Source organism: Ancylobacter sp. WKF20, assembly GCF_029760895.1.
GTDB lineage: Bacteria > Pseudomonadota > Alphaproteobacteria > Rhizobiales > Xanthobacteraceae > Ancylobacter.
In genome coordinates this window covers 615,233-636,741 of sequence record NZ_CP121679.1, presented here as the reverse complement: position 1 = coordinate 636,741, position 21,509 = coordinate 615,233, and the positions used below count along the sequence as shown (strand labels likewise).

14 protein-coding genes are annotated in these 21,509 nt (G+C 67.7%); 7 read left to right on the top strand and 7 right to left on the bottom strand.

Annotation, left to right across the window (positions count from 1 at the left end; genetic code table 11):
* Positions 1 to 98: 98 nt before the first annotated feature.
* Positions 99 to 1,253: an anhydro-N-acetylmuramic acid kinase gene (locus AncyloWKF20_RS02860; protein ID WP_279316451.1), complete on the bottom strand. Its 1,155-nt coding sequence runs from the start codon at positions 1,251 to 1,253 to the stop codon at positions 99 to 101.
* Between the two features lie 86 nt (positions 1,254 to 1,339).
* Here AncyloWKF20_RS02860 and tyrS point away from each other — a divergent pair, with 86 nt between their 5' ends.
* On the top strand, positions 1,340 to 2,596 hold the full coding sequence (tyrS, locus tag AncyloWKF20_RS02855) for a tyrosine--tRNA ligase (RefSeq protein ID WP_279316450.1): 1,257 nt from the start codon (positions 1,340 to 1,342) through the stop codon (positions 2,594 to 2,596).
* Positions 2,597 to 2,723: 127 nt separating this feature from the next.
* Here tyrS and AncyloWKF20_RS02850 read toward each other — a convergent pair whose 3' ends face one another.
* A complete protein-coding gene (locus AncyloWKF20_RS02850; RefSeq protein WP_279316449.1) occupies positions 2,724 to 6,248 on the bottom strand; it encodes a DUF3971 domain-containing protein in 3,525 nt (1,174 codons plus the stop codon).
* A gap of 187 nt (positions 6,249 to 6,435) precedes the next feature.
* Here AncyloWKF20_RS02850 and bcp point away from each other — a divergent pair, with 187 nt between their 5' ends.
* Positions 6,436 to 6,903, top strand: coding sequence for a thioredoxin-dependent thiol peroxidase (gene bcp, locus AncyloWKF20_RS02845; RefSeq protein ID WP_279316448.1), 468 nt, complete (start codon positions 6,436 to 6,438; stop codon positions 6,901 to 6,903).
* Between the two features lie 59 nt (positions 6,904 to 6,962).
* Here bcp and prfB read toward each other — a convergent pair whose 3' ends face one another.
* Entirely contained in the window at positions 6,963 to 8,093 is a 1,131-nt protein-coding gene (gene prfB / locus AncyloWKF20_RS02840; protein ID WP_279316447.1) for a peptide chain release factor 2, read from the bottom strand.
* A 166-nt stretch (positions 8,094 to 8,259) separates the two neighbouring features.
* On the opposite strand from prfB, the gene AncyloWKF20_RS02835 reads away from it, so the two are divergent.
* Positions 8,260 to 8,877 carry a glutathione S-transferase gene (locus AncyloWKF20_RS02835; protein ID WP_279316446.1) on the top strand — a complete coding sequence of 206 codons (618 nt, stop codon included), beginning with the start codon at positions 8,260 to 8,262 and terminating at the stop codon, positions 8,875 to 8,877.
* An 18-nt stretch (positions 8,878 to 8,895) separates the two neighbouring features.
* Here AncyloWKF20_RS02835 and AncyloWKF20_RS02830 read toward each other — a convergent pair whose 3' ends face one another.
* Positions 8,896 to 11,334 (bottom strand): penicillin-binding protein 1A, encoded by a 2,439-nt coding sequence (locus AncyloWKF20_RS02830; protein WP_279316445.1) that lies wholly within the window; start codon positions 11,332 to 11,334, stop codon positions 8,896 to 8,898.
* 114 nt (positions 11,335 to 11,448) lie between these two features.
* Complete coding sequence (locus tag AncyloWKF20_RS02825) at positions 11,449 to 12,768, bottom strand: N-acetylmuramoyl-L-alanine amidase (RefSeq protein WP_279316444.1); 1,320 nt, start codon at positions 12,766 to 12,768, stop codon at positions 11,449 to 11,451.
* Positions 12,769 to 13,536: 768 nt separating this feature from the next.
* Between AncyloWKF20_RS02825 and AncyloWKF20_RS02820 the strand changes: the two genes are divergently transcribed.
* Complete coding sequence (locus AncyloWKF20_RS02820; RefSeq protein WP_279316443.1) at positions 13,537 to 16,302, top strand: Rne/Rng family ribonuclease; 2,766 nt, start codon at positions 13,537 to 13,539, stop codon at positions 16,300 to 16,302.
* 88 nt (positions 16,303 to 16,390) lie between these two features.
* On the opposite strand, the gene AncyloWKF20_RS02815 is transcribed toward AncyloWKF20_RS02820, so the two are convergent.
* Complete coding sequence (locus AncyloWKF20_RS02815; RefSeq protein ID WP_279316442.1) at positions 16,391 to 17,233, bottom strand: SDR family oxidoreductase; 843 nt, start codon at positions 17,231 to 17,233, stop codon at positions 16,391 to 16,393.
* A 134-nt stretch (positions 17,234 to 17,367) separates the two neighbouring features.
* On the opposite strand from AncyloWKF20_RS02815, the gene AncyloWKF20_RS02810 reads away from it, so the two are divergent.
* The gene (locus AncyloWKF20_RS02810) at positions 17,368 to 17,748 is read left to right on the top strand and encodes a helix-turn-helix domain-containing protein (RefSeq protein ID WP_279316441.1); all 381 of its coding nucleotides are present in this window, start codon (positions 17,368 to 17,370) and stop codon (positions 17,746 to 17,748) included.
* Positions 17,749 to 17,754: 6 nt separating this feature from the next.
* Here the strand turns inward: AncyloWKF20_RS02810 and AncyloWKF20_RS02805 are convergent, their stop codons facing one another.
* Positions 17,755 to 18,957, bottom strand: coding sequence for an aminotransferase class I/II-fold pyridoxal phosphate-dependent enzyme (locus tag AncyloWKF20_RS02805; protein WP_279316440.1), 1,203 nt, complete (start codon positions 18,955 to 18,957; stop codon positions 17,755 to 17,757).
* A gap of 144 nt (positions 18,958 to 19,101) precedes the next feature.
* Here AncyloWKF20_RS02805 and AncyloWKF20_RS02800 point away from each other — a divergent pair, with 144 nt between their 5' ends.
* Entirely contained in the window at positions 19,102 to 20,589 is a 1,488-nt protein-coding gene (locus AncyloWKF20_RS02800; RefSeq protein ID WP_279316439.1) for a M48 family metalloprotease, read from the top strand.
* 11 nt (positions 20,590 to 20,600) lie between these two features.
* Complete coding sequence (locus AncyloWKF20_RS02795) at positions 20,601 to 21,383, top strand: DsbA family protein (protein WP_279316438.1); 783 nt, start codon at positions 20,601 to 20,603, stop codon at positions 21,381 to 21,383.
* Positions 21,384 to 21,509: the final 126 nt, after the last annotated feature.

The window sequence follows — 21,509 nt, the reverse complement described above, 5'->3', positions numbered from 1 at the left end:
ATATTGTGCGCCGCATCATACGTTTGCGCATCGCACCATTGCGTTTAAGGAATACTGCGACAATTCGGTGTCGTATTCAGATTTTCTGAATAAGAGATTCAGTTTTGCTGTACCGGGGGCGCCAGCACCACCCCGCCGGTCAACGCCTGCGGCACACCGGTCGTCGTGGGGAAACTCAGCGGCAGGCCCTTCAGCGCCCGCACCGCCAGAAAGGCGAAAGCCTGCGCCTCCAGCGCGTCGACCGACCAGCCGACGGTCTCCGCGCTCACCACCTCCATCGCCAGCCTGGATCTGAGCATGGCCAGAAGCGTGGGATTATGTGCCCCGCCGCCGGCAACGATGAGGCGAGTGGGTCGTGCCGGCAGGAACGGCAGCACCGCGCGGCAGGCTTCGGCGCTCAGCGCGGTGAGCGTCGCCGCCCCATCTGCCGTGCTCATCGCGTCGAGACCGCCATGCTCATTGACCCAGGCACGGAAATCATTGCGGTCCAGCGACTTCGGCGGCGGCCGGTGAAAGAACGGGTGCGCCATTAAGCGCGCCACCGCTTCCTCGTCCACACGTCCCCAGCCGGCGATGACGCCGTCCTCATCGAAGGGCAGGTCGGTGCGGGCCTTGATGAAATCGTCGATCAGCGCATTGGCCGGGCCGGTGTCGCAGGCGATCGGATCGCGCATGCCCTCGATAAAGGTGACGTTGGCCACCCCGCCGAGATTGAGCACCAGCAAGGGCTTGGGCGGCCCGAGCCCGCGCGCGAGCGCCCGGTGATAGACCGGCACCAGCGGGGCCCCCTGCCCGCCCGCCGCGACATCGGCGGCGCGCAGGTCATAGACCAGCGTCGCTCCCGCGCCGGTCGTCATCGTCTGCACCGCCCGCGCCAGCGCGGGACCGTCACCGAGCTGCACCGTTAGCCGGTTCTCCGGCCGATGCAGCACCGTCTGGCCGTGATAGCCGATGACGTCGACATCCCGGTAGGCGGGGAATTCCTTGAAGAAGCTGGCGAGCGCCTCCTTGTGGCGCTCGGTCGACAGCCGCTCGGCCCGCGCGAGAATACCCGGCCGGGAATCGCGGTCCGTCATCTCCCGCGCATCCGCGAGCGCGCGGAACAGCAGGTCGCGAATCTCCGGCTCGTAAGGGTAGGTTCGCCCCGGCCCGAGCAAGTCGACGTTCTCGCCGTCGGTTTCGATCAGCGCCACGTCGATCCCGTCGAGCGAGGTGCCGCTCATCAGCCCGATCGCTTTCAACGGCCGATCCATATGCTTCCCTCGGGGTGCTTTCGCTGCGCGAAGCTGTTAAATCACCCGCCCGTTCCTAAGATCGCGTTGATGCCGGCAGGCCGAAGATGAGCAAGTTCCGATCCGATTTCCTCCGCACCCTCGATGAGCGCGGCTTCATCCACCAGATATCGGATGAGGCGGGGCTCGACGCTCTCTTCGCGACGGAAACCGTCACCGCCTATATCGGCTTCGACCCGACGGCGCCAAGCCTGCATGCGGGCGGCCTCATCCAGATCATGATGCTGCACTGGATGCAGGCGACCGGCCATCGCCCGCTCTCGCTGATGGGCGGCGGCACCGGCATGGTGGGCGACCCCTCCTTCAAGGAGGAGGCCCGCAAGCTCATGACGGTGGACACGATCGAGGACAACATCGCCTCGATCAAGCGCGTCTTCTCCAACTACCTCACCTATGGCGAGGGCCCGACCGGCGCGCTGATGGTCAACAACGCCGAATGGCTGCGCGGGCTGAACTACCTCGAATTCCTGCGTGATGTCGGCCGGCATTTCTCGGTCAACCGCATGCTGTCCTTCGACAGCGTGAAGACGCGGCTGGAGCGCGAGCAATCGCTCTCCTTCCTCGAATTCAACTACATGATCCTGCAGGCCTATGACTTCGTCGAGCTGGCCCAGCGTTACGACTGCCGGCTGCAGATGGGCGGCTCCGACCAATGGGGCAACATCGTCAACGGCATCGACCTCGGCCACCGCATGGGCACCAAGCAGCTCTACGCGCTGACCTCGCCGCTGCTCACCACCGCCTCTGGCTCCAAGATGGGCAAGTCGGTGAACGGAGCGGTGTGGCTGAACGCCGACATGCTCGGCCCCTATGAGTTCTGGCAGTACTGGCGCAACACCGAGGATGCGGACGTCTCGCGCTTCCTCAAGCTCTACACCACCCTGCCGATGGCCGAGATCGCCCGGCTCTCGGCCGTGGGCGGCTCGGAGATCAACGAGGTCAAGAAGATCCTCGCCACCGAGGTGACGGCCATGCTGCACGGTCGCGCGGCGGCGGATGCGGCGGCCGAGACGGCGCGCAAGACCTTCGAGGAAGGCGCCATTTCCGAAGACCTGCCGACGGTCGAAGTGCCGGCCGCCGAGCTGGAAGCGGGCATCGGCGTGCTCGCCGCCTTCGCGGAAAAGGCTGGTCTCGTCGCCTCCAATGGCGAGGCGCGCCGGCAGGTGAAGGGCGGCGGGCTGAAGGTGAACGACGCGACCGTCACCGACGACAAGGCGGTGCTGACCGCACGCGACCTCTCGCCCGAAGGCGTCATCAAGCTGTCCTTCGGCAAGAAGAAGCACGTCCTGCTGAAGCCGGTCTGAGGCGAGGTGGCGTCATCCCGGACGGCCGCAAGGCCGATCCGGGATCGTGTCCCCTTCAACAGCGATCCCGGCTCTCCGCTTCGCTACGGCCGGGATGACGCGTCACGATCAGGGCTGCCGGAACGAGCTACCGCGACGGAATCACCGCCGGCGGGGTCGGGTCCGGCGCCTGGCGGTACTCGAAGATCTTGCGCAGGAAGCCGGGCGCGACGGCGGAAATCGGATTGAGCCGCAGCGTCGGGCCGGAGAGCGGACCGACAATCTCATAGGTGACGCCGACCAGCCCCTCATTCGGGCCGCCACCGAGGAAGAAGCCGAGCACCGGCACGCGGCTGAACAGATTGTTCAGCCCATAGGCCGGCACATAGGTGCCCCGGATGGCCATACGGTCGGCCGCGAAGTCCATGTTGCCGTCGAAGGTCGAGCCGATGGACGGCCCCCAGATCGCGCCATCCTTGATGTCGAGCACCTCGGCCGTGCGCACGAAATCGACCTGCAGCTTGCGGAACACGATGGCGCCGCCGGGCGTCAGCTTGCCGTCGCGCTGCGCGGCGGGGGCAGCGGCGATCAGCCGGTCGAGGCCGGATTCACCGCGAATGATGAAGTCGCGCATATTGATGACGCCCGCTTGGGCGGCGCCGTCGCCGCGCGGCGCGTCGACCTCGATCCACAAATCGCCGCCATAGATGCGCGGGTAAAGATTGATGAAGCGCAGCAACGCGCCGGCGTCATTGGTGGTGACGCGTAGTAGCGGGCGGCCACGGTCGCGCGCCACGAGTTCGCCATTCACGCCGCCTTCGCGGCCGACGAGCCCCCCGAGCGAGAAGGCGCGCAGGTCGCCATTGCGCCGCGAGAGCTTGAGCACAGCCTGCCGCATGGTCTCGCCATTATTGCCAACGACGACACCGAGATTGACGTCGAGATCGACATCGGCCGGCTTCTCATTCTGGCGGCCGGCGACCGGCGCCTCCATCAGGCTCTTGAGGAAGGCGCGGGCCTCGATCACCTCGCCGCGCACGGTGATCTTCATCGCCCCGTCCGCGCTTTCGGCCTTCACGCTGGCCTTGTCGCCATCGGAGAGCTGGAAGGTCGGCAGGTTGGCGCTGATGAAGGCCGCCTTGGAATCAAGCTCTACCGTGCCGCGAATACTGACGCCCTGGCCGGTCACCACGAGGTCGTCGAGCCGGGTGCCGCGCGCGGTCAGCGTCGCCTTGGCGGTGAGCCGCGCCGCCTTACCAGCGGGCTTCGACCAGCCGGGCACCAGTTCGGCGAGGCGCGCGCCGGTGAGATCGAGATCGACATCCACCGACTTGCTCTTGGCGCCGATGGTGCCGGACAGCTTCACCCCCACCGTGCCCGACAGGCCGCCGAGATCGAGGTCCAGCCGCTTGCGCGAGGCATCGTCGAGATTGGCCGCGAGGCTGAAGGTCGCGTCGCCCTGACTGGGGCGGGAATACTCAAAGCTCGTGGGCGCCCCGCCGATCTTGCCATCGCCGCGCAGCACCGTCTGCGCCGGCGTGACGAACACCTTGACGGTTCCGCCCTCGAGCTTCTGGTCCATGACGACCTTCTCGGCGCCGAAATCGGTCAGCGTCGCGTCGAAGGCATAGTCGACATCGGCCGGCGTGATCTTCTCGGACAGGCGGACATTCACCTGCACCGTGCTGGAGATCGTGCCCTGGATGGTGGCCGGATCGAGCCTCTCCTCGGCCGGGACGTAGAGCGGCGAGAGGTTCGCCAGTTCCACCGCGGCGGCGGCCGGGCCGTCGAGCGAGAACTGCACCTTGGCGGCCGGCTTCTCCATCACCGTTTTGGGCACGTCGAACACGCCCTGGGCGATGGTCACGCGGCGGCCGGTGGGGCTCTCCATATAGGCGTTGGTCGCCGTCACCTGCGCGGCTTGCCCGGAAGCGTGGACCGTGATGTCCGCCCCACGCACCAGCGGCATGTTGGGCACCGCCTTGAACACGGCGTTGTTGCCCGTGATGGCGATGCTCATGCCATTGTCGGGGAGCGGGTTGTCCTTGTTGCCGATGGACGAGAGCGGGGCGAGGAAGGAGATCGAGGCGGACAGTACGTCGCCGGACACGAGGTTCTCATACACCCATTTGCGCACATCCGGCGCGGCGACCACCGGCCATAGCCGCTTCAACGACAAGGCGGACATCGGCGTCGCCACCATATTGAGGCCCAGCGCCGGTTCGGCGCCGCCGAGATCGAGGCTGCCGCCAAGATCGATCCCGCCCTTGGGTCCGCGCAGCACACCCTTGTCGATGGCGACCAGCTTCTTCGCCACGTCGAAGGACAGGGCGAGTTGCACATTGTCGAGGATGAAGGGCGGCTCCTTCTCGCCGCCGGCACCGCCACCGGCGAAGCTGGCCTTGGCCTGGCTGATCTGCGCGCGCCAGATGCCGTCGCTGGTCTCGGGCGGCGTGATGCTCGCCGCAAGGCTCATGCCGAACGGCCCGGCCTGCGCGGTGAGGTCGTCCAGCACGATCTGCTTCTGCGCGCCATCCAGATGGAAGGCCAGCGCCGCCTCGTCGATTACCATGCGCCCGGCGGCATCCGCGCCAAGCTGGAGTTCGCCGGCGCCGGCGAGCAGCTTGCCGCGCGCGCCGAGCACCGTGCCGGCCGTGTCGATATCGGCGGAGAAATCCACCGACAGCGGCGAGGTGGCATGAATGCCGTCCGCCGCCTTACCGGCCGCGATCAGCAGGTCGCGCGGCGCGAGATCGCGGACCGACAGCGAGACGGTGCGCTTGCCATTCGCCAGCGTGCCCATGAAGGCACGGGCGGACCAGGGCCCATCCGTGCCGCCCGACTTCATGTCGAAGGCCATCCCCCCGGCCTCGGCCCGCGATACGCTGAGATCAATGTCGTCAAAGGTCCATTGCCGGCCGCTCGCCTCGCTGCGGACGATGAGCGTGCCGTCTTTCAGGCCAATCTCATCCAGCGAGCCGCCATCGAGGCCGCCACGGTCGAACCCGCGTGCCAGCGTGGCGAGCACCGGAAGGCGTAGCGGCAGCGGACCGGTGCTGACGACAGCCGTCGCGTCAATGGCGGGAGCCGGCTCACCTGCGGGGCTGGAAGCGGGAGCCGCCGGCATGGCGACCGACGGCGCCTCGATCGGCTTGGCGCCTTCGGTGGAAATGGCGACGGTGCCTTGCTGGTCGATGCGCACGGTGACGGTGACGCCGAGCAGATCGACCCGCTGCGGGCGCATCAGCCAGGGCAGGAGCGTGTCCTGCATCTCCACCTCGGCCTGCGGGGCGGTAGCGATGATCTCGCCAGCGGCATCGCGCACGATGATGTTGCTGGCCCGCAGCACCATCCCTCCATCGACAGCTCGATCGCCGGTGATGGCGCCGATCTGCACGCTCTGTCCGGGCGCAAGGCGCGCCTCCAGCGCACGCTCCACATAGGGCCGCGCCATGTCGAGGGTGAGAACGCCCAACAGGAACAGGGCGTAGACCAGCCCGGCCATGAGCAGGGCGCCCGCACAGACGCTCCCCGCCGACCAGCCGCAGACGCGCACCCAACGGTGGCGCCGGCGCGACGGCGGCACCGCGCAGACCTTGGGAATGCGGCGCAGGCGCGGGCGTTTGCTCCCCGTGCGGCCTGCGGCTTCCCTGCGCGTGGTGATTTCGTCCATCTACCGCCCGAATCTCCAATCGCGGTATAATGCCCGCGCCCCGGCTCTATCGCGACATCCTGTCGGTAACTTGTCGGCTGTCCGATCCGCTTCCCACGCGGATCCGTACAAGTTCACTGGACGGTCGACCCGCCGCGACATCCGATGACGGGCGGCATCGCTGCAAAAGCTGACGAAAGGAAGGCAGATGACGACTCTCGCACCCGGCACCCCCGCTCCCGACTTCAACCTGGTGGCCGACACGGGCGAGACCGTCAGCCTCGCCGGTAGCCGCGGCCGCAAGCTCGTGCTGTATTTCTACCCCAAGGCGGGCACGTCCGGCTGCACGGTCGAGGCGCATGACTTCAACCGCCTGAAGCCCGAGTTCGATGCCGTCGACACGCTGGTGGTCGGCGTCTCGCCCGATCCCGACAAGGCGCTCGCCAAATTCCGCGCCAAGGAGGGCCTTACCTTCCCGCTCGCCGGCGACGAGGACCACGCGATGCTCGAGGCTTACGGCGTGTGGGCGGAGAAGTCGATGTACGGCAAGAAGTATATGGGCGTCGAGCGCACCACTGTGCTGATCGACGCCGCCGGCAAGATCGCGCAGGTCTGGCCGAAGGTGAAGGTCCCCGGCCACGCCGAGGAGGTTCTGGCGGCCGCCAAGGCGCTCTGACGCGCCACGCGTGAAGCCCCAGGGCGCGCGGAAAGCCGCGCCGCCTTGGGTGAGCCCTGTCAGTCGACGTCGTCGACGCTCGACGGGCCACCGCCATAGGCGCGCTGGGCCAGCGCCGCTTCCATGAAGGGATCGAGCTCGCCGTCCAGCACCTCTTGCGGGGTGCCGGAGGTGACGCCGGTGCGCAGATCCTTCACCAGCTGGTAGGGCTGGAGCACATAGGAGCGGATCTGGTGGCCCCAGCCGATATCGGTCTTGGCGGCCTGATCGGCGGCGGCCTGCGCCTCGCGCTTCTTCAGCTCCATCTCGTAGAGCTTGGCGCGGAGCATTTCCCACGCCGTCGCGCGGTTCTTGTGCTGCGAGCGATCGCCCTGCGCGACGACGGCGATGCCGGTCGGGATATGGGTGAAACGCACCGCCGATTCGGTCTTGTTCACGTGCTGGCCGCCCGCGCCGCCCGAGCGCATCGTGTCGATGCGCAGGTCGCTTTCCTTGATGTCGACGACGATCCGGTCGTCGATGACCGGGTAGACGTCGACGGAGGAGAACGAGGTCTGGCGCCGGGCGTTCGAATCGAAGGGCGAGATGCGCACCAGGCGATGCACGCCGCTCTCAGTCTTCAGCCAGCCATAGGCATTGTGGCCCTTGACCAGAATGGTCGCCGATTTCAGGCCCGCGGTTTCACCCGCCGACTCTTCGATCAGCTCGACCTTGAAGCCGCGCCGCTCCGCCCAGCGCGTGTACATGCGCAGCAGCATCAGCGCCCAATCCTGGCTGTCGGTGCCGCCGGCGCCGGCATGGACTTCGAGATAGCTATCATTGGCGTCCGCCTCGCCCGACAGCAGCGCCTCGAGCTGGCGGCGCGCAACCTCGGCCTTGAGTTTGGCGAGTGCCGCAGCGGCCTCGGCGACGATGCCCTCGTCGCCCTCCATCTCGCCGAGTTCGATCAGCTCGACATTGTCATTGAGCTCCCGCTCGATCCGCTCCAGCGAATTGAGTCCGTCCTCCAGCGTGCCGCGCTCCTGCATCAGCTTCTGCGCGCGCTCGGGGTCGTTCCACAGGTTCGGATCCTCGGCGAGCGCGTTGAGCTCGGCGAGGCGGGCCTTGGAACGGTCGAAATCAATGTGCTGCCGCAGCAGGACGGCGGCTTCGCGGATTTCGTCGACGCTCGCAGCGAGCTCGGCGCGCATGATCGGACACTCTCGAAAGGACGTGAAAGGCGGCGGAAAATAGAAAGGTTGGTGCAGGCTGTAAACGGCTCCGCCCGGTTTGGCCATCACAGCGTGGGGATGCTTGCATCGCGGCAGGCGCGCTCTAGGCTGGCGCCCCTACCTTGCTACGCTCAGGAACACGCCTATGCACCTCATCGGCATGCTGGATTCGCCTTATGTCCGCCGCACGGCGGTATCCCTGCGGCTGATGGAGCTGCCCTTCACGCATGAGGCGGTGTCGGTGTTCCGCCATTTCGACCACTTCGCCACCATCAACCCGGTGGTGAAGGCGCCAACGCTGGTGACGGATAGCGGCATCGTGCTGATGGATTCGACGCTGATCCTCGACCATGCCGAGCGGCTGGCGGATCCCGCCCACTCGCTGGAGCCGAGCGACATCGCGGCGCATGCCCGCGGCCAACGGATTGTCGGCCTCGCCCTCGCCGCCTGCGAGAAGGCGGTGCAGATCGTTTATGAGCACAATCTGCGCCCGGCGGAGAAGCTACACCAGCCCTGGCTCGATCGCGTCGCCGGCCAGCTCGGGGCCGCTTTGCGCCTGCTCGACGCGGAACTGGCGGGAACGGAAGGCTGGCTGTTCGGCGAGCGCCCGATGCAGCCGGACGTCACCGCCGCCGTCGCCTGGACCTTCATCCGCCACAACGTGCCGGACCATCTGCCGGAAGGCGCGTATCCCGCGATCGTCGCGCTCTCGGCGCGGGCCGAGGCCCTGCCCGCCTTCACGGACTACCCGCACAGCGTCTGAGGGGGACGGCGCGGCGGCTCAGTAAAGGCCGCCGGTGCCGCTGCCGCCGATCGCGCGGTCGGCCTCGGGCGAGACGCCGATCGGATTGCCGGAGGCATCGGTGGCGCCGATGACCGAGTAGCTGTCCGGCGGCGCCGTGCCCGGCTTGAACGCTTCGAGGATCGAATTCTCGCCCGGCCCGGCACGCAGGCCGGTCTTCGGGTTGATCCGGATCAGCTTCATGCCCGGCGGCACGCGGAACGGCACGGCCGGGCGGTCGGCAAGCGCCACCTGCATGAAATCACGCACCACAGGCGCGGCGAGCAGGCCGCCGGTCGATCCCTTGCCCATCGGCTTGGGCGTATCGAAGCCGAGATAGACTGCCACGACCATGTCCGGGGTGAAGCCGACGAACCAGGCGTCCTTTTCTTCATTGGTGGTGCCGCTCTTGCCGGCCACCGGCTTGCCGATCGCCTTCAGCGCCGTGCCGGTGCCACGCTGCACCACGCCTTCCATCATCCCGACCATCTGATAGGCGGTCATCGGGTCGAGCACCTGCTCGCGCCGGTCGATCAGCGTCGGCTCGGGCTGGTCCTGCCACTGGGCGGCGTCGCAGCCCCGGCATTCGCGCTCGTCATGCTTGTAGATGGTCTTGCCGTAACGGTCCTGGATGCGGTCGATCAGCGTCGGCTTCACCCGCTTGCCGCCATTAGCGAAAATCGAGTAGCCGCCGGCCATGCGCATGGTTGTGGTCTCGCCCGCGCCCAGCGACATGGAGAGCACCGGCAGGAGATTATCGACGATGCCGAAACGCTTGGCGTAGTCGACAATGACCGGCATGCCGATATCGTTGGCCAGGCGCACGGTCATCACGTTGCGCGACTGCTCGAGGCCGAATCGCAGCGTCTGCGGGCCGTAGAACTTGCCGGAGTAGTTTTCCGGCCGCCACGTCGCCTGCCCGGCCTGGTTGAGCTCGAACGGCGCGTCGAGAACGATGCTCGACGGTGTGTAGCCATTGTCGATGGCGGCCGCGTAGACGAAGGGCTTGAAGGACGAGCCCGGCTGGCGCTGGGCCTGGGTGGCGCGGTTGAACTGGCTCTCGTCGAAGGAGAAGCCGCCGACCATGGCGAGCACGCGCCCGGTCCACGGGTCCATGGCGATGAGCGCGCCCTCGATGCGTGGCTGCTGGCGCAGGCGCCACTGGTCGGGCTTGCCCTGCACCTGCTCGACATAGACGACGTCGCCCGGCTTCAGGATGCTGGCGACGCCGCCCTTGGCGCCGCGCACCGCCCATTTCGCGCCATCGCCGGTGACCAGCCCGACATCGCGCTGCGAGGTGAGCACGCCCGAGCGGTCGCGCTGCGGCTGGAGGCCGATGCGCGCGCCCTGCGCGTCCGATTCGAGCACCACAGCGAGGCGCCAGGGAATGTCGGTGAAGGTGCGCACATCGGCGAGCCGGGCGCCCCAGTCGCCGGACGTATCGATACGGGTGACGACCCCGTGCCAGCCGCGCTGTTCGTCATAGCGGGTGAGGCCGGCGAGCAGCGACTCCTTGGCGATCTGCTGCAGCTTGGGGTTCAGCGTGGTGCGGACCGAGAGGCCGCCGCCATAGAGCTTGTCCTCGCCATAGCGCTCGAAGATCTCGCGGCGCACTTCCTCGGCGAAATACTCGGCGGAGAAGATATGCGCGCCGGTCGGGCGCACGACGACGGAGAGGTCGGTCGCCTTGGCCTCGGTCGCCTGCTGCTCGGTGATGTAGCCGTTCTCGGCCATGCGATCGATCACCCAGTTCCGGCGCTCGACCGCGGCCTCGTGGCGGCGGAACGGGTGGTAGTTGTTCGGGCCCTTGGGCAGCGCGGCGAGATAGGCCGCCTCGGCGATGGTGAGCTCCGAGACCGACTTGTCGAAATAGAGCAGCGAGGCGGCGGCGACGCCGTAGGAGCCGATGCCGAGATAGATCTCGTTCAGGTACAGCTCGAGGATCTTGTCCTTCGAGTAGGTCCGCTCGATGCGTAGCGCCAGCAGCGCTTCCTTGATCTTGCGGTCGAACGACACCTCATTGGTCAGGAGGAAGTTCTTGGCGACCTGCTGGGTGATGGTCGAGGCGCCCTGCGGGCGGCGGCCGGAGCCGTAATTCTGCACGAAGGCATAGGCGGCGCGGCCGATGCCGGTCACGTCGATGCCGCCATGGGAATAGAAATTCTTGTCCTCGGCCGAGATGAAGGCGTCGAGCACGAGCTTGGGAATGTTCTGGATCGGCAGATAGAGGCGCCGCTCCTTGGCGTATTCCGCGACCAGCGAGCCATCGCCCGCGTGGACGCGGGTCATCACCGGCGGCTCATAGTTCTGCAGCTGCGAGTAGTCCGGCAGATCCTGCGAGAACTTCCAGACGAAGTACCCCGCGACGGCGCCGCCGACCACGAACAGGATAGTGCCCAGGGCGAACAGAAAGCCCAAGAACCGCAGAAGCAGCCGCATGCGGCCGTGCCCTCTAAAGCTGGGACATCGCCCGCGCAACGCGCGATCCGAGTCCAATGATGTGACGTCGCCCGCGCCCCCTGTGGGGGGCAACTATGGCCGTATCGCGACCGTTCAGGGCGTGGCGCCGGCCGTTGGGTCACCCGGGGGGCGCCCCATGCTGGCCGGCAGCGCCATGGCCGGGCCGTCGGATGGCTTCTGAGCCGTGAAATAGGCGTTGATTGCGCTCACCATGGCATCGGTGACACTAGACTGCCAGTCCGCCGATGTCATGAGCTCCAGATCGCGCGTGCTGGAAAGATAGCCCAGCTCGAACAGCACGGACGGCACGTCGGGCGCCTTCAACACCTTGAAACCCGCCGATTTGAGCGGCGCCTTGTGCATCCGCGCGCTCTCCTGGACGCTGCCGACCAGCGTGCGCGCGAAATGGGCGGAAAAGTTCCGCGTTTCCCGCTGCGCGAGGTCGAACAGGATGCCGGCAACGTCGGCCGGCTCCTCGGAGAGGTCGAGACCGGCGATCATGTCCGCCTTGTTCTCCGAATCGGCGAGGCGCTGCGCCTCGGCGTCGGAAGCGCGGTCGGAGAGCGTGTAGATGGTCGCCCCGCGCGCATCACCATCGCGCGCCGAGAGCGAATCGGCGTGGAGCGAGATGAACAGCCGCGCATTGTTCTCGCGGGCAAAGCGCACCCGCTGGCCGAGCGCGACATAGGTGTCGCTGTCGCGCGTCAGCAACGGACGATACTTGCCGGAACGCTCCAGCTTCGCCTTGAGCTGCTGGGCGATGGCAAGCACGAGATCCTTTTCGGTGACACCGCGCGCCGCATTCACCGCACCGGAATCGATGCCGCCATGGCCGGGGTCGATCACGATGACCGGGCGCCGGTCGCCAGCGTCGGCCGCCTCGGCCGGGGGCACCTGCGCCTGGTCCGACTGACGCACCGGCGCGGCGACGGTCTTGAGGAAGCTCGCCCGATCGGTCTTCACGAGGTCGATGACGAGGCGCGCGGGCTGGCCGTCCATCGGCTCCAGCACGAAGGCCTTGTCGATAGTGACGGGCGCGGCAACATCCATGACGATGCGGGCCTTGCCGGGGGCGAACAGGCCGAAGCGATAGGCGCTCACCAGTCCGCGCCCCTCCTGCCCCGCGCTCGCCGGCAGGGCGAAGACCACGCCGGGCACGTCGACCACCACGCGGTAAGGGTCCGCCAGGGTGAAGGCACCAAGCGGCACGGCGCGCGAGAGGTCGATGACGAGGCGCGTGCGCTCGCCATCGCCGGCAAGGCGCGCATCGGTGGCGACCGCCGGCTCGGTGCTGGCCGCCGGACTTGCGGCAGCGCTCGCGGCAGGCGCCTGCGCGGCCACGGGCAAGGCGACGCCGGCGCCCAGCAGCGCCGCCGACAATCCAAGCCCGAACATCGCCTTGCGCCAGTTCATCGTGTCTGGAAGCCTCCGGCAGGATCATGTGAGGGATATGGCGAGCGGGCGCCTCTCCCAGGGGTTTCTACCCGAAATAGGAACGGCTGGTTAACCCTTCCTTGCTGGCGCGGCGCTGACAGATGCGCGACGTGGCGCGCTGGCCACGCCGGCGACGACGCGGCCCGGACTCGATTGGGACACGATCCTTGCCAAATCGGCACGCATGCCGCTATTAAGAGCATGCATATGGTTCGCATTCCGGGTCGCTCGCTGGACGTCCGGCTTACGCGGTCCGACGGCGCGGGGCGTCCCTGATCCGGGTTGCCCGTCGACGGTCATGATTGGGCCCCTTCGCGGGCGCGTGGCCGAGAACAGCGGAACACGTTCCGCGCGCCGGGTACCGCTGTCGCCGACGTTGTTTCCGGGCCCCGGCCGCCGGACGGTCGCGCTCATTCGTCGCGCGCTGTCCCCCGGACACCGCCGCCATGTGCCTTGAGCCGGATCGCTCCCGATCGCGGCTTGCCCTGTTCGGTCGAGGAATGGACGGCAGCACACGATGACGCGTCAGCCGGCAAGTGCGGACCAGATGGCAGGCGGGCTTCTGCACCGCAGCCATGTCCGCCGGGCCGCGTTGCGCCTTCGCCGTCCGCGCCGCGTGATTGCGGCGTCATTTCCTTATTCCTTCCTGTTCAGCGACCTGTTTTCGGTCCGTCCTTACTGGCACGGCTTCCGCCGTCCGGCGTCCCAGCGGACGTCGACGCCGCCGTTGCCGCATATGAGAGTTCAATGGCCAACAAGATGCTCATCGACGCCACCCACCCGGAGGAGACCCGGGTTGTGGTGGTGCGCGGCAATCGAGTCGAGGAATTCGACTTCGAGGCCGCCAACCGCAAGCCGCTGCGCGGCAACATCTACCTCGCCAAGGTAACGCGGGTAGAACCTTCCCTGCAGGCCGCCTTCATCGAGTATGGCGGCAACCGGCATGGCTTCCTCGCCTTCAGCGAGATCCATCCCGATTATTACCAGATCCCGGTCGCCGACCGGCAGGCCCTGCTCGACGAGGAAGAGCGCCAGCAGCGCAAGGAAGCCGAGGCCGAGAACGAGGACAAGCCGAAGGGCCGCGTCCGCCGTGGCCGTGGCGCCGCCAAGGATGCGAGCGGCGACGAGACCGTCTCCGAAGCCGCTTCCGACGACAGCGAGGACGCCGCCGAGGAAAAGCCGCGCGGCCGCAACCGCCGTCGCCCCTCCGCGCAGGCCTCGTCCGATGACGAAGGCGGCGGCGAGGTCGAGGAAATCGCCGGCGAGGAAGAAGTCGTCGAGCAGGTCGGTTCCGACGACGCGCTGGAGGAAGTTCCCGAGCGCGGCGCGCCGCGCGTGCGGGCCCGCCAGTACAAGATCCAGGAAGTCATCAAGCGCCGGCAGATCATGCTGGTGCAGGTCGTCAAGGAAGAGCGCGGCAACAAGGGCGCGGCGCTCACCACCTATCTGTCGCTCGCCGGCCGCTATTCGGTGCTGATGCCGAACACCGCCCGTGGCGGCGGCATTTCGCGCAAGATCACCTCGGCTGACGACCGCAAGCGCCTCAAGGAAGTCGCCTCCGATCTCGACGTGCCGGAGGGGATGGGCGTCATCCTGCGCACCGCCGGCGCGAACCGCACCAAGACCGAGATCAAGCGCGACTTCGAGTATCTCCTGCGCCTGTGGGAGAATGTGCGCGAGCTGACCCTCGGCTCGACCGCCCCCTCGCTGGTCTATGAGGAAGGCTCGCTGATCAAGCGCTCGATCCGCGACCTCTACAACAAGGACATCGACGAGGTTCTGGTCTCCGGCGACGAGGGCTATCGCGAGGCCAAGGACTTCATGCGCATGCTCATGCCGAGCCATGCGAAGAACGTGAAGCCCTACAAGGAGTTGCAGCCGATCTTCACCCGCTTCGGGGTGGAGAGCCAGCTCGACGCGATGTTCCTGCCGCAGGTCCAGCTCAAGTCCGGCGGCTATCTCGTCATCAATCCGACCGAGGCGCTGGTCTCGATCGACGTGAACTCGGGGCGCTCGACACGCGAGCACAATATCGAGGACACGGCGCTCAAGACCAACCTTGAAGCCGCCGAAGAGGTGGCCCGCCAGCTGCGCCTGCGCGACCTTGCCGGTCTCGTCGTGATCGACTTCATCGACATGGACGAGAAGCGCAACAACCGGGCGGTCGAGCGCAAGCTCAAGGACTGCCTGAAGAACGACCGCGCGCGCATCCAGCTTGGCCGCATCTCGCATTTCGGCCTGATGGAGATGAGCCGCCAGCGCATCCGCACCGGCGTGCTGGAAAGCTCCACCGAGGTCTGCCCGCATTGCGGCGGCACCGGCCATGTGCGCTCCTCGCCCTCGGTCGCGCTGCAGCTTCTGCGCGCCGCGGAGGACATTCTCCAGCGCTCCAACACCCATAACCTCATCGTCCGCACCCGGACGGAGAACGCGCTCTATGTGCTCAACCACAAGCGCGGGCATCTGCATGAGCTGGAAGCGCGCTTCGGCGTCTCCATCACCATCAGCGCCGACCCGACGCTGACCGGCCTCACGCCCTTCGCCATCGACAAGGGCGAGGCGGTGCCGAACCCGATTCCCCTGCCCCGCCCGGCGGAAATCATCCCCGAACCCGAAGACATCGAGCTGGATGCCGTCGATGAGCCCGAGGACGAGGAAGAGACCGCTGTTCAGGAGCCCCGCGAGGCGCGCGAGCCCCGCGAACCCCGTCCTGCCGCTGCGACGGCCGAAGCCAATGGCGATGCCGCCACGGCCGAGGGCAACAAGCGTCGCCGTCGTCGTCGGCGTCGTCGGCGTGGCGGCCAGAATGGCGAGAACGGTCATCGCTCCAGCGAGAATGGCGGGCAGGAGACGGCCGGCGCCGAGTTCGAGGACGATGGCGACGATAATGGCGACGAGGGCGAGTCGGGCACGGACAACGTGACCGAGGCGACCGAGACCGCCGTGATCGAGACGGTCGCCGAGTTTGCGACTGACGCGCCGGTTGCCAGCGATGTCCAGGCCGAGACCACTGAGGCGGCGCCCGTCGCCAGCGACGAGGTTGCGGCCGAGGAGCCGGCTGCCGAGGACGCCAAGCCGCGTCGCGGTCGTCGTGGTGGTCGTCGCACCCGTGGTGCCAAGACCGAGGCGGACGCTGCGGCCGAGAGCACGGCGGTCGAGGCGACGACCGAGGCTGCTGCCGAGGCAACTTCGGAAGCAGCGGCCGAGACTCCCGTCGAGGCCGCGCCGGTCAAGGCAACCGAAGCCAAGCCGCGCCGTCGCCGCTCGACTGTACGCGAACCCGCCCCGGTCGTCGTGACCGAGGAAAGCGTGGCGGTGACGCCGGAGACGCCCGCCACCGAGGCGGCCACGGACGCGCCCGCCCCGGAAATCGCGTCGGTGGAGGCCTCCAGCGAGGCCGCCGTTGAGACGGCCCCGGCCGAGACCGCGCCGGTCGAGACAGCTCCCGCCGCCCCTGAGCCGGACCGTCCGCGCCGCACCGGCTGGTGGCAGCGCAAGATCTTCGGCGAGTGAGCCTGACGGCTCCCCGTCGCACCAAGCAAAACGGCGCCTCACGGCGCCGTTTTTCGTTTCAGGGTTGAAGCCTCCGGGCGCAGCGCGCTCAGGCGCGCAGCGCGGCGGCGTTGTCGTCGGCCCATTGCGCGACGCTGCGCGGGGCGACGCCGGTAAGGGTGGCCACATCATCGGTCACCAGCGCGGTCCAGCCTTCGCGCACCGGGTAGAAGATCGAGGCGAGGAAGGTGGCATAGTCCTGCGCCACGCCCGCCCCGGTGAGGATGCCGATGAAGGTGGCATCGTCCACCGCCTGATAGGCGACCGGCTTGCCGAGAACCGCGCTGAGGATCGCCGCCGCCTCGCCATAGCCCAGCGCCGCCGGGCCGGTGAGGTTGAACGCCTTGCCGTCAAAGTCTGTGCTGGTCAGCGCCGCCGCCGCGCTGGCGGCAATGTCGCGCGCGTCGATGAAGCTGGACTTCCCCTCGCCCGCCGGCACGGCGATGACGCCGGCATGGTCGATGCCCGGCTTCCAGTAGGTGATGAAGTTGTCGGTGAACCAGTTCGGCCGCAGCAGCACATAAGGCACGCCGGATTTCTCGATGGCGATCTCGACCTGGCGGTACGGGATCGAATCATCGGCATCGACGCCGAAAACGCTCTGGAAGACGATCTTCACCTTGCGCGCCACCGCCGCCTCAACCACCGGCAGGAGAAGCTCGGTCGTCGCGGTATTGCCGCTCGCCAGCAGCAGATAGAGCCGATCGACGCCCTCAAAGGCGGGGCCGAAGGTGGCCGGGTTGGCATAGTCGAACACCACGCCTTCCGCGCCCGCCACGGCCTTGCCACTGCGCGAGGCCGCCTTGACCGCCACGCCCTTGGCCAGCAGCGCCGCCACCAGCGGCCGCCCGACCGTGCCGGTCGCGCCGAGCACGAGAACCTTGCCTGTCATCTTCACTCTCCTTAGTATAGAACGGAAACCATGTATCGTTTGGAGACATACTTCCTTCCATACAGCGGCAAAAGAGAGCACTTTCAGGTCACAAGGTGGCCGTTGGGTAACCGTCCCGGCCGATCGGAGCCACGATGAACGTCGCCAACCCGCGTTTCGACGTCTATGAGGACCGCTGCCCGACGCGGCTGGTGCTGGATCGGCTCGCCGACAAATGGGCGCTGCTGCTCATGCTGCGGCTGACCGACGGGCCGCTGCGCTTCAACCAGCTCAAGCGCGACATCAAGGGCATCTCGCAAAAGGTGCTGTCGCAGACGCTGAAGAAGCTGGAGCGCGACGGGCTGGTGACGCGCACCGTCTATCCCACCGTGCCGGTGACGGTGGAATACGCCCTCACCCCGCTGGCGGCGACGCTGCGCGAGCCGGTGGAGGCGCTGACGCGCTGGGCGGAGACGCACATGCCCGCCATCGCCGCCGCGCAGCAGGCCTATGATGCGGGGATCGAGACGCGCTGACCGGGCTCAGCCGCGCCGCAGGAAATCGCCGATCCGCTCCACCGCCTCGGCCATCTCGGCCGGCGCGCCGGCATAGGAGAGTCGCAGATAATGGTGGCCGCGATGCGGGTCGAAATCGACGCCGGGCGTCGCCGCCACATGCGCCTCATCGAGAAGGCGCCGGGCGAAGGCGGCGGAATCGTCGGTAAAGCGCGACACGTCGGCATAGAGATAGAACGCACCGTCCACGGGGAGGAACTCCGGCAGCCCGGCCTTGGGCAGGCCCTGCGTCAGGATCAGCCGGTTCTCCTCATAGCCGTGCTTGACCGCCTCCATCTCGGCCGCGCCGTCAAAGGCCGCCTCGGCGGCTATCTGCGAGAGGGTGGGCACGGAGATCATCAGGTTCTGCTGCAACCGCTCTACCGCGCGCACCAGCGGCGCCGGCATCACCATCCAGCCGACCCGCCAGCCGGTCATGCAGAAATATTTCGAGAAGGAATGGATGATCGCCGCCTCAGGGCTGATCGCCGCCGCCGTGGCGGCCGGGAAGGCATAGTCCAGCCCGTGATAGATCTCGTCCGAAATGAAGCGGATGCCGAGGCTTTCGGCGGTGGCGATCAGCTCGGCGAGCGCCTCCGGGCGCATCATCGTGCCAGTCGGGTTGGCCGGGCTCGCCACCAGAATGCCCTTGAGCGGCGTGCGGGCATGGGCGGCGCGCAGCGCCTCGGGCGTGATGACCCAGCGCGAGGCGGCATCCGTCTCGATCAGCACCGGCTCGCAGCCGAGCGCCGTCAGGATATGGCGATAGGGCGGATAGCCGGGATTGGCGATCGCCACCCGGTCGCCCGCTTCGAACATCGAGAGGAAGGCGAGCAGGAACCCGGCTGACGACCCCGTCGTCACGACGACGCGCGCCGGGTCGAGATCGAGCCCATAGGTCTCGCCATAATGGCGGGCGATGCGGGCGCGCAGCCCCGGCAGGCCGAGCGCGGTGGTGTAGCCGATGCGCCCATGCTCCAGCGCGCGCTTTGCCGCCTCGCGGGCGGTGTGCGGGGCCGGCGCGGCGGGCTGGCCGACCTCCATATGGATGACCCGCCCGCCCTCGGCCTCGATGCGCGCCGCCCGCTCCATCACGTCCATGACGATGAAGGGCGCGATGTCGCTGCGCCGCGAGGCGCCGGCAAGGAGGATGGCGGCGTCCACGGGAGAGGTGGCGCGTGATGCGGTCATGTTGCTCAACCTTGCCGTTCCGCCGTATCCGCGCCGCAATCTCCGGCTGGTCTCGGGCTACGTTCAATGGAAGATGATCCGCGGATGACTTGACCCTGTCGTCACGACAGCGTCAGGTCGCCCGCACATTGCTGCGTTCGATGGATGATGCCTCTGCTGCGCCTTGACAACCCCTCGCTTCGGCTGACGCACCGTCCCGCTGGCCGTGGTCGCCGTTTGGCCCACCGCTCGGGTGGGCGTGGCCTGCTGCGCGGGCTGGCGACCGGCCTTGGCTTTCTCGCCGTTGGCGCGCTCGACATGCAGCCGGCGCTGGCGCAATCCAAGCGCAACCCAACGATCATCCGCGACGCGGAGATCGAGACGCTGATGCGCGATTACACCCGCCCGATCTTCAAGGTGGCGGGGCTCACGCAGCAGAACATCCAGGTCGTCCTGATCGGCGACGATTCGTTCAACGCCTTCGTGGCCGACGGCAAGCGCATCTTCATCAACACCGGCACGCTCAAACAGTCGGCGACGCCGAACGAGGTCATCGGCGTTCTCGCCCATGAGACCGGCCACATCGCCGGCGGCCACCTCGCGCGCATGCGCCAGCAGATCGAAAACGCGCAGACCGCCGCCATTGTCGGCATGCTGCTCGCCGCGGGCGGCATGGCGGCAGGCGTGTCCACCGGCTCCAATATAGGCGGCACCGCCGGCGCGGGCGCGATGACGATGCCGCAGGAGATCGTGCGGCGCTCGCTGCTGGCCTATCAGCGCAGCGAGGAGCAGGCCGCCGACCGCTCGGCCCTCAGCTATCTCAACGCGACCAAGCAGTCGCCGGCGGGGATGCTGAAGACCTTCGAGCGGCTGCAGAACGACCAGATGTTCATCAGCCAGCGAATCGACCCCTACGCGATCAGCCATCCCATGGCGGCCGAACGCATCGCGGTGCTGGAAGACCTCGCGCATAAGAGCCCCTATTTCGACGTCAAGGATCCGCCGGAGCTGCAGGCCCGCCACGACATGATGCGGGCCAAGCTGGTCGGCTACACCCAGACGCCGGACGGCGTGGCGCGCATCTACGGCCCGCAGGGCAACACGCTGCCGGCGCGCTATGCGCGGGCGATCTCGGCCTATCGCTATGGCAACATCAACGACGCGATCCGCCAGATCGACGCGCTCATCGCCGAGCAGCCGCGCAACCCCTATTTCTATGAGATCAAGGGCCAGGCCTATCTGGAAGCCGGCCGCGGGCGCGACGCCATCGGCCCGCTGCGCCGCGCGGTCGAGCTGTCCGACGGCAACCCGCTCATCCGCATGCTGCTCGGCCAGGCGCTGATCGCCACCAACGACAAGAGCCTGATGGACGAGGCGGTGCGCGAGCTCAATTTCGGCCTGCAGCGCGAGCCCTCCTCGCCGATCGGCTGGCGCTACCTCGCCATGGCCTATGGCCAGCGCGGCGACTACCCCAATGCCGACCTCGCCTCCGCCCAGTCCGCCCTGCTCAGCGGCGAGTACAGGCTGGCGCGCGAACTGGCGACGCGGGCCAAGACCAAGTTCCCGCTCGGCTCGCCCGGCTGGCTGAAGGCCGACGACATCCTCAATTTCAAGCCGCCGCAAGAAGCCATGCGGCGCAAGCCAACACCGTAACGGAGAGACACATGCCGCTCACCCTTCTTAGCCGCGCCGGCCGCAGGCTCATTGCCGCGAGCCTTGTCGCGAGCCTCGCGATCGGCATGGGCGTCGCTCCGGCCGCGGCGCTCGACGACGCGCAGCGCAAGGAATTCGAAGGCGTCATCCGGGAGTACCTGATCAAGAATCCCGAGGTGATCCAGGAAGCCATCATGGAGCTGCAGAAGCGCCAGGCGGCGCAGGAGTCGAACCAGCGCCAGCAGGCGCTCACCACCATGAAGCCCCTGGTGTTCGATTCCCCGCGCGGCGTGGTCATTGGCAACCCCACGGGCGACGTCACGCTGGTCGAGTTCTTCGATTACAATTGCGGCTATTGCCGCCGGGCGCTGGCCGACATGCAGCAGCTCATGAAGGGCGACCCCAAGCTCAAGGTCGTGCTGAAGGAATTCCCGGTGCTCGGACCCGGCTCGGTGGAGGCCGCGCAGGTCGCCGTCGCCGTACGCCTCACCGCGCCGGACAAGTACTATGCCTTCCACGAGAAGCTGCTGAGCGAGCGCGGTCAGGCCAACAAGGCCAAGGCGCTGGAGGCCGCCACGGCGGTCGGCATCGACAAGGCGGCGCTGGAGAAGGCGCTGGCCAACCCCGAGGTCAACGCCACGCTGCAGGAGAACCTTCAGGTCGCCGATGCGCTCGGCATCGACGGCACGCCCTCCTATGTAGTGGGCGACGCGGTGATCGTCGGCGCGGTCGGCCACGACCAGATCAAGAGCGCCGTGGATTCCGTGCGGAGCTGCGGCAAGACCCAGTGCTGAGCCCAATCAGGCGGGCGCGTGGAGCTGGTGAACGGCCCCATTGCCGGCCGCCGGCCACGACAGCGGCCCCCACGGCGCGATTCGCCGCTGGGGGTTACTGCGCCCGCATGCGCGCCGGGGCTTGGC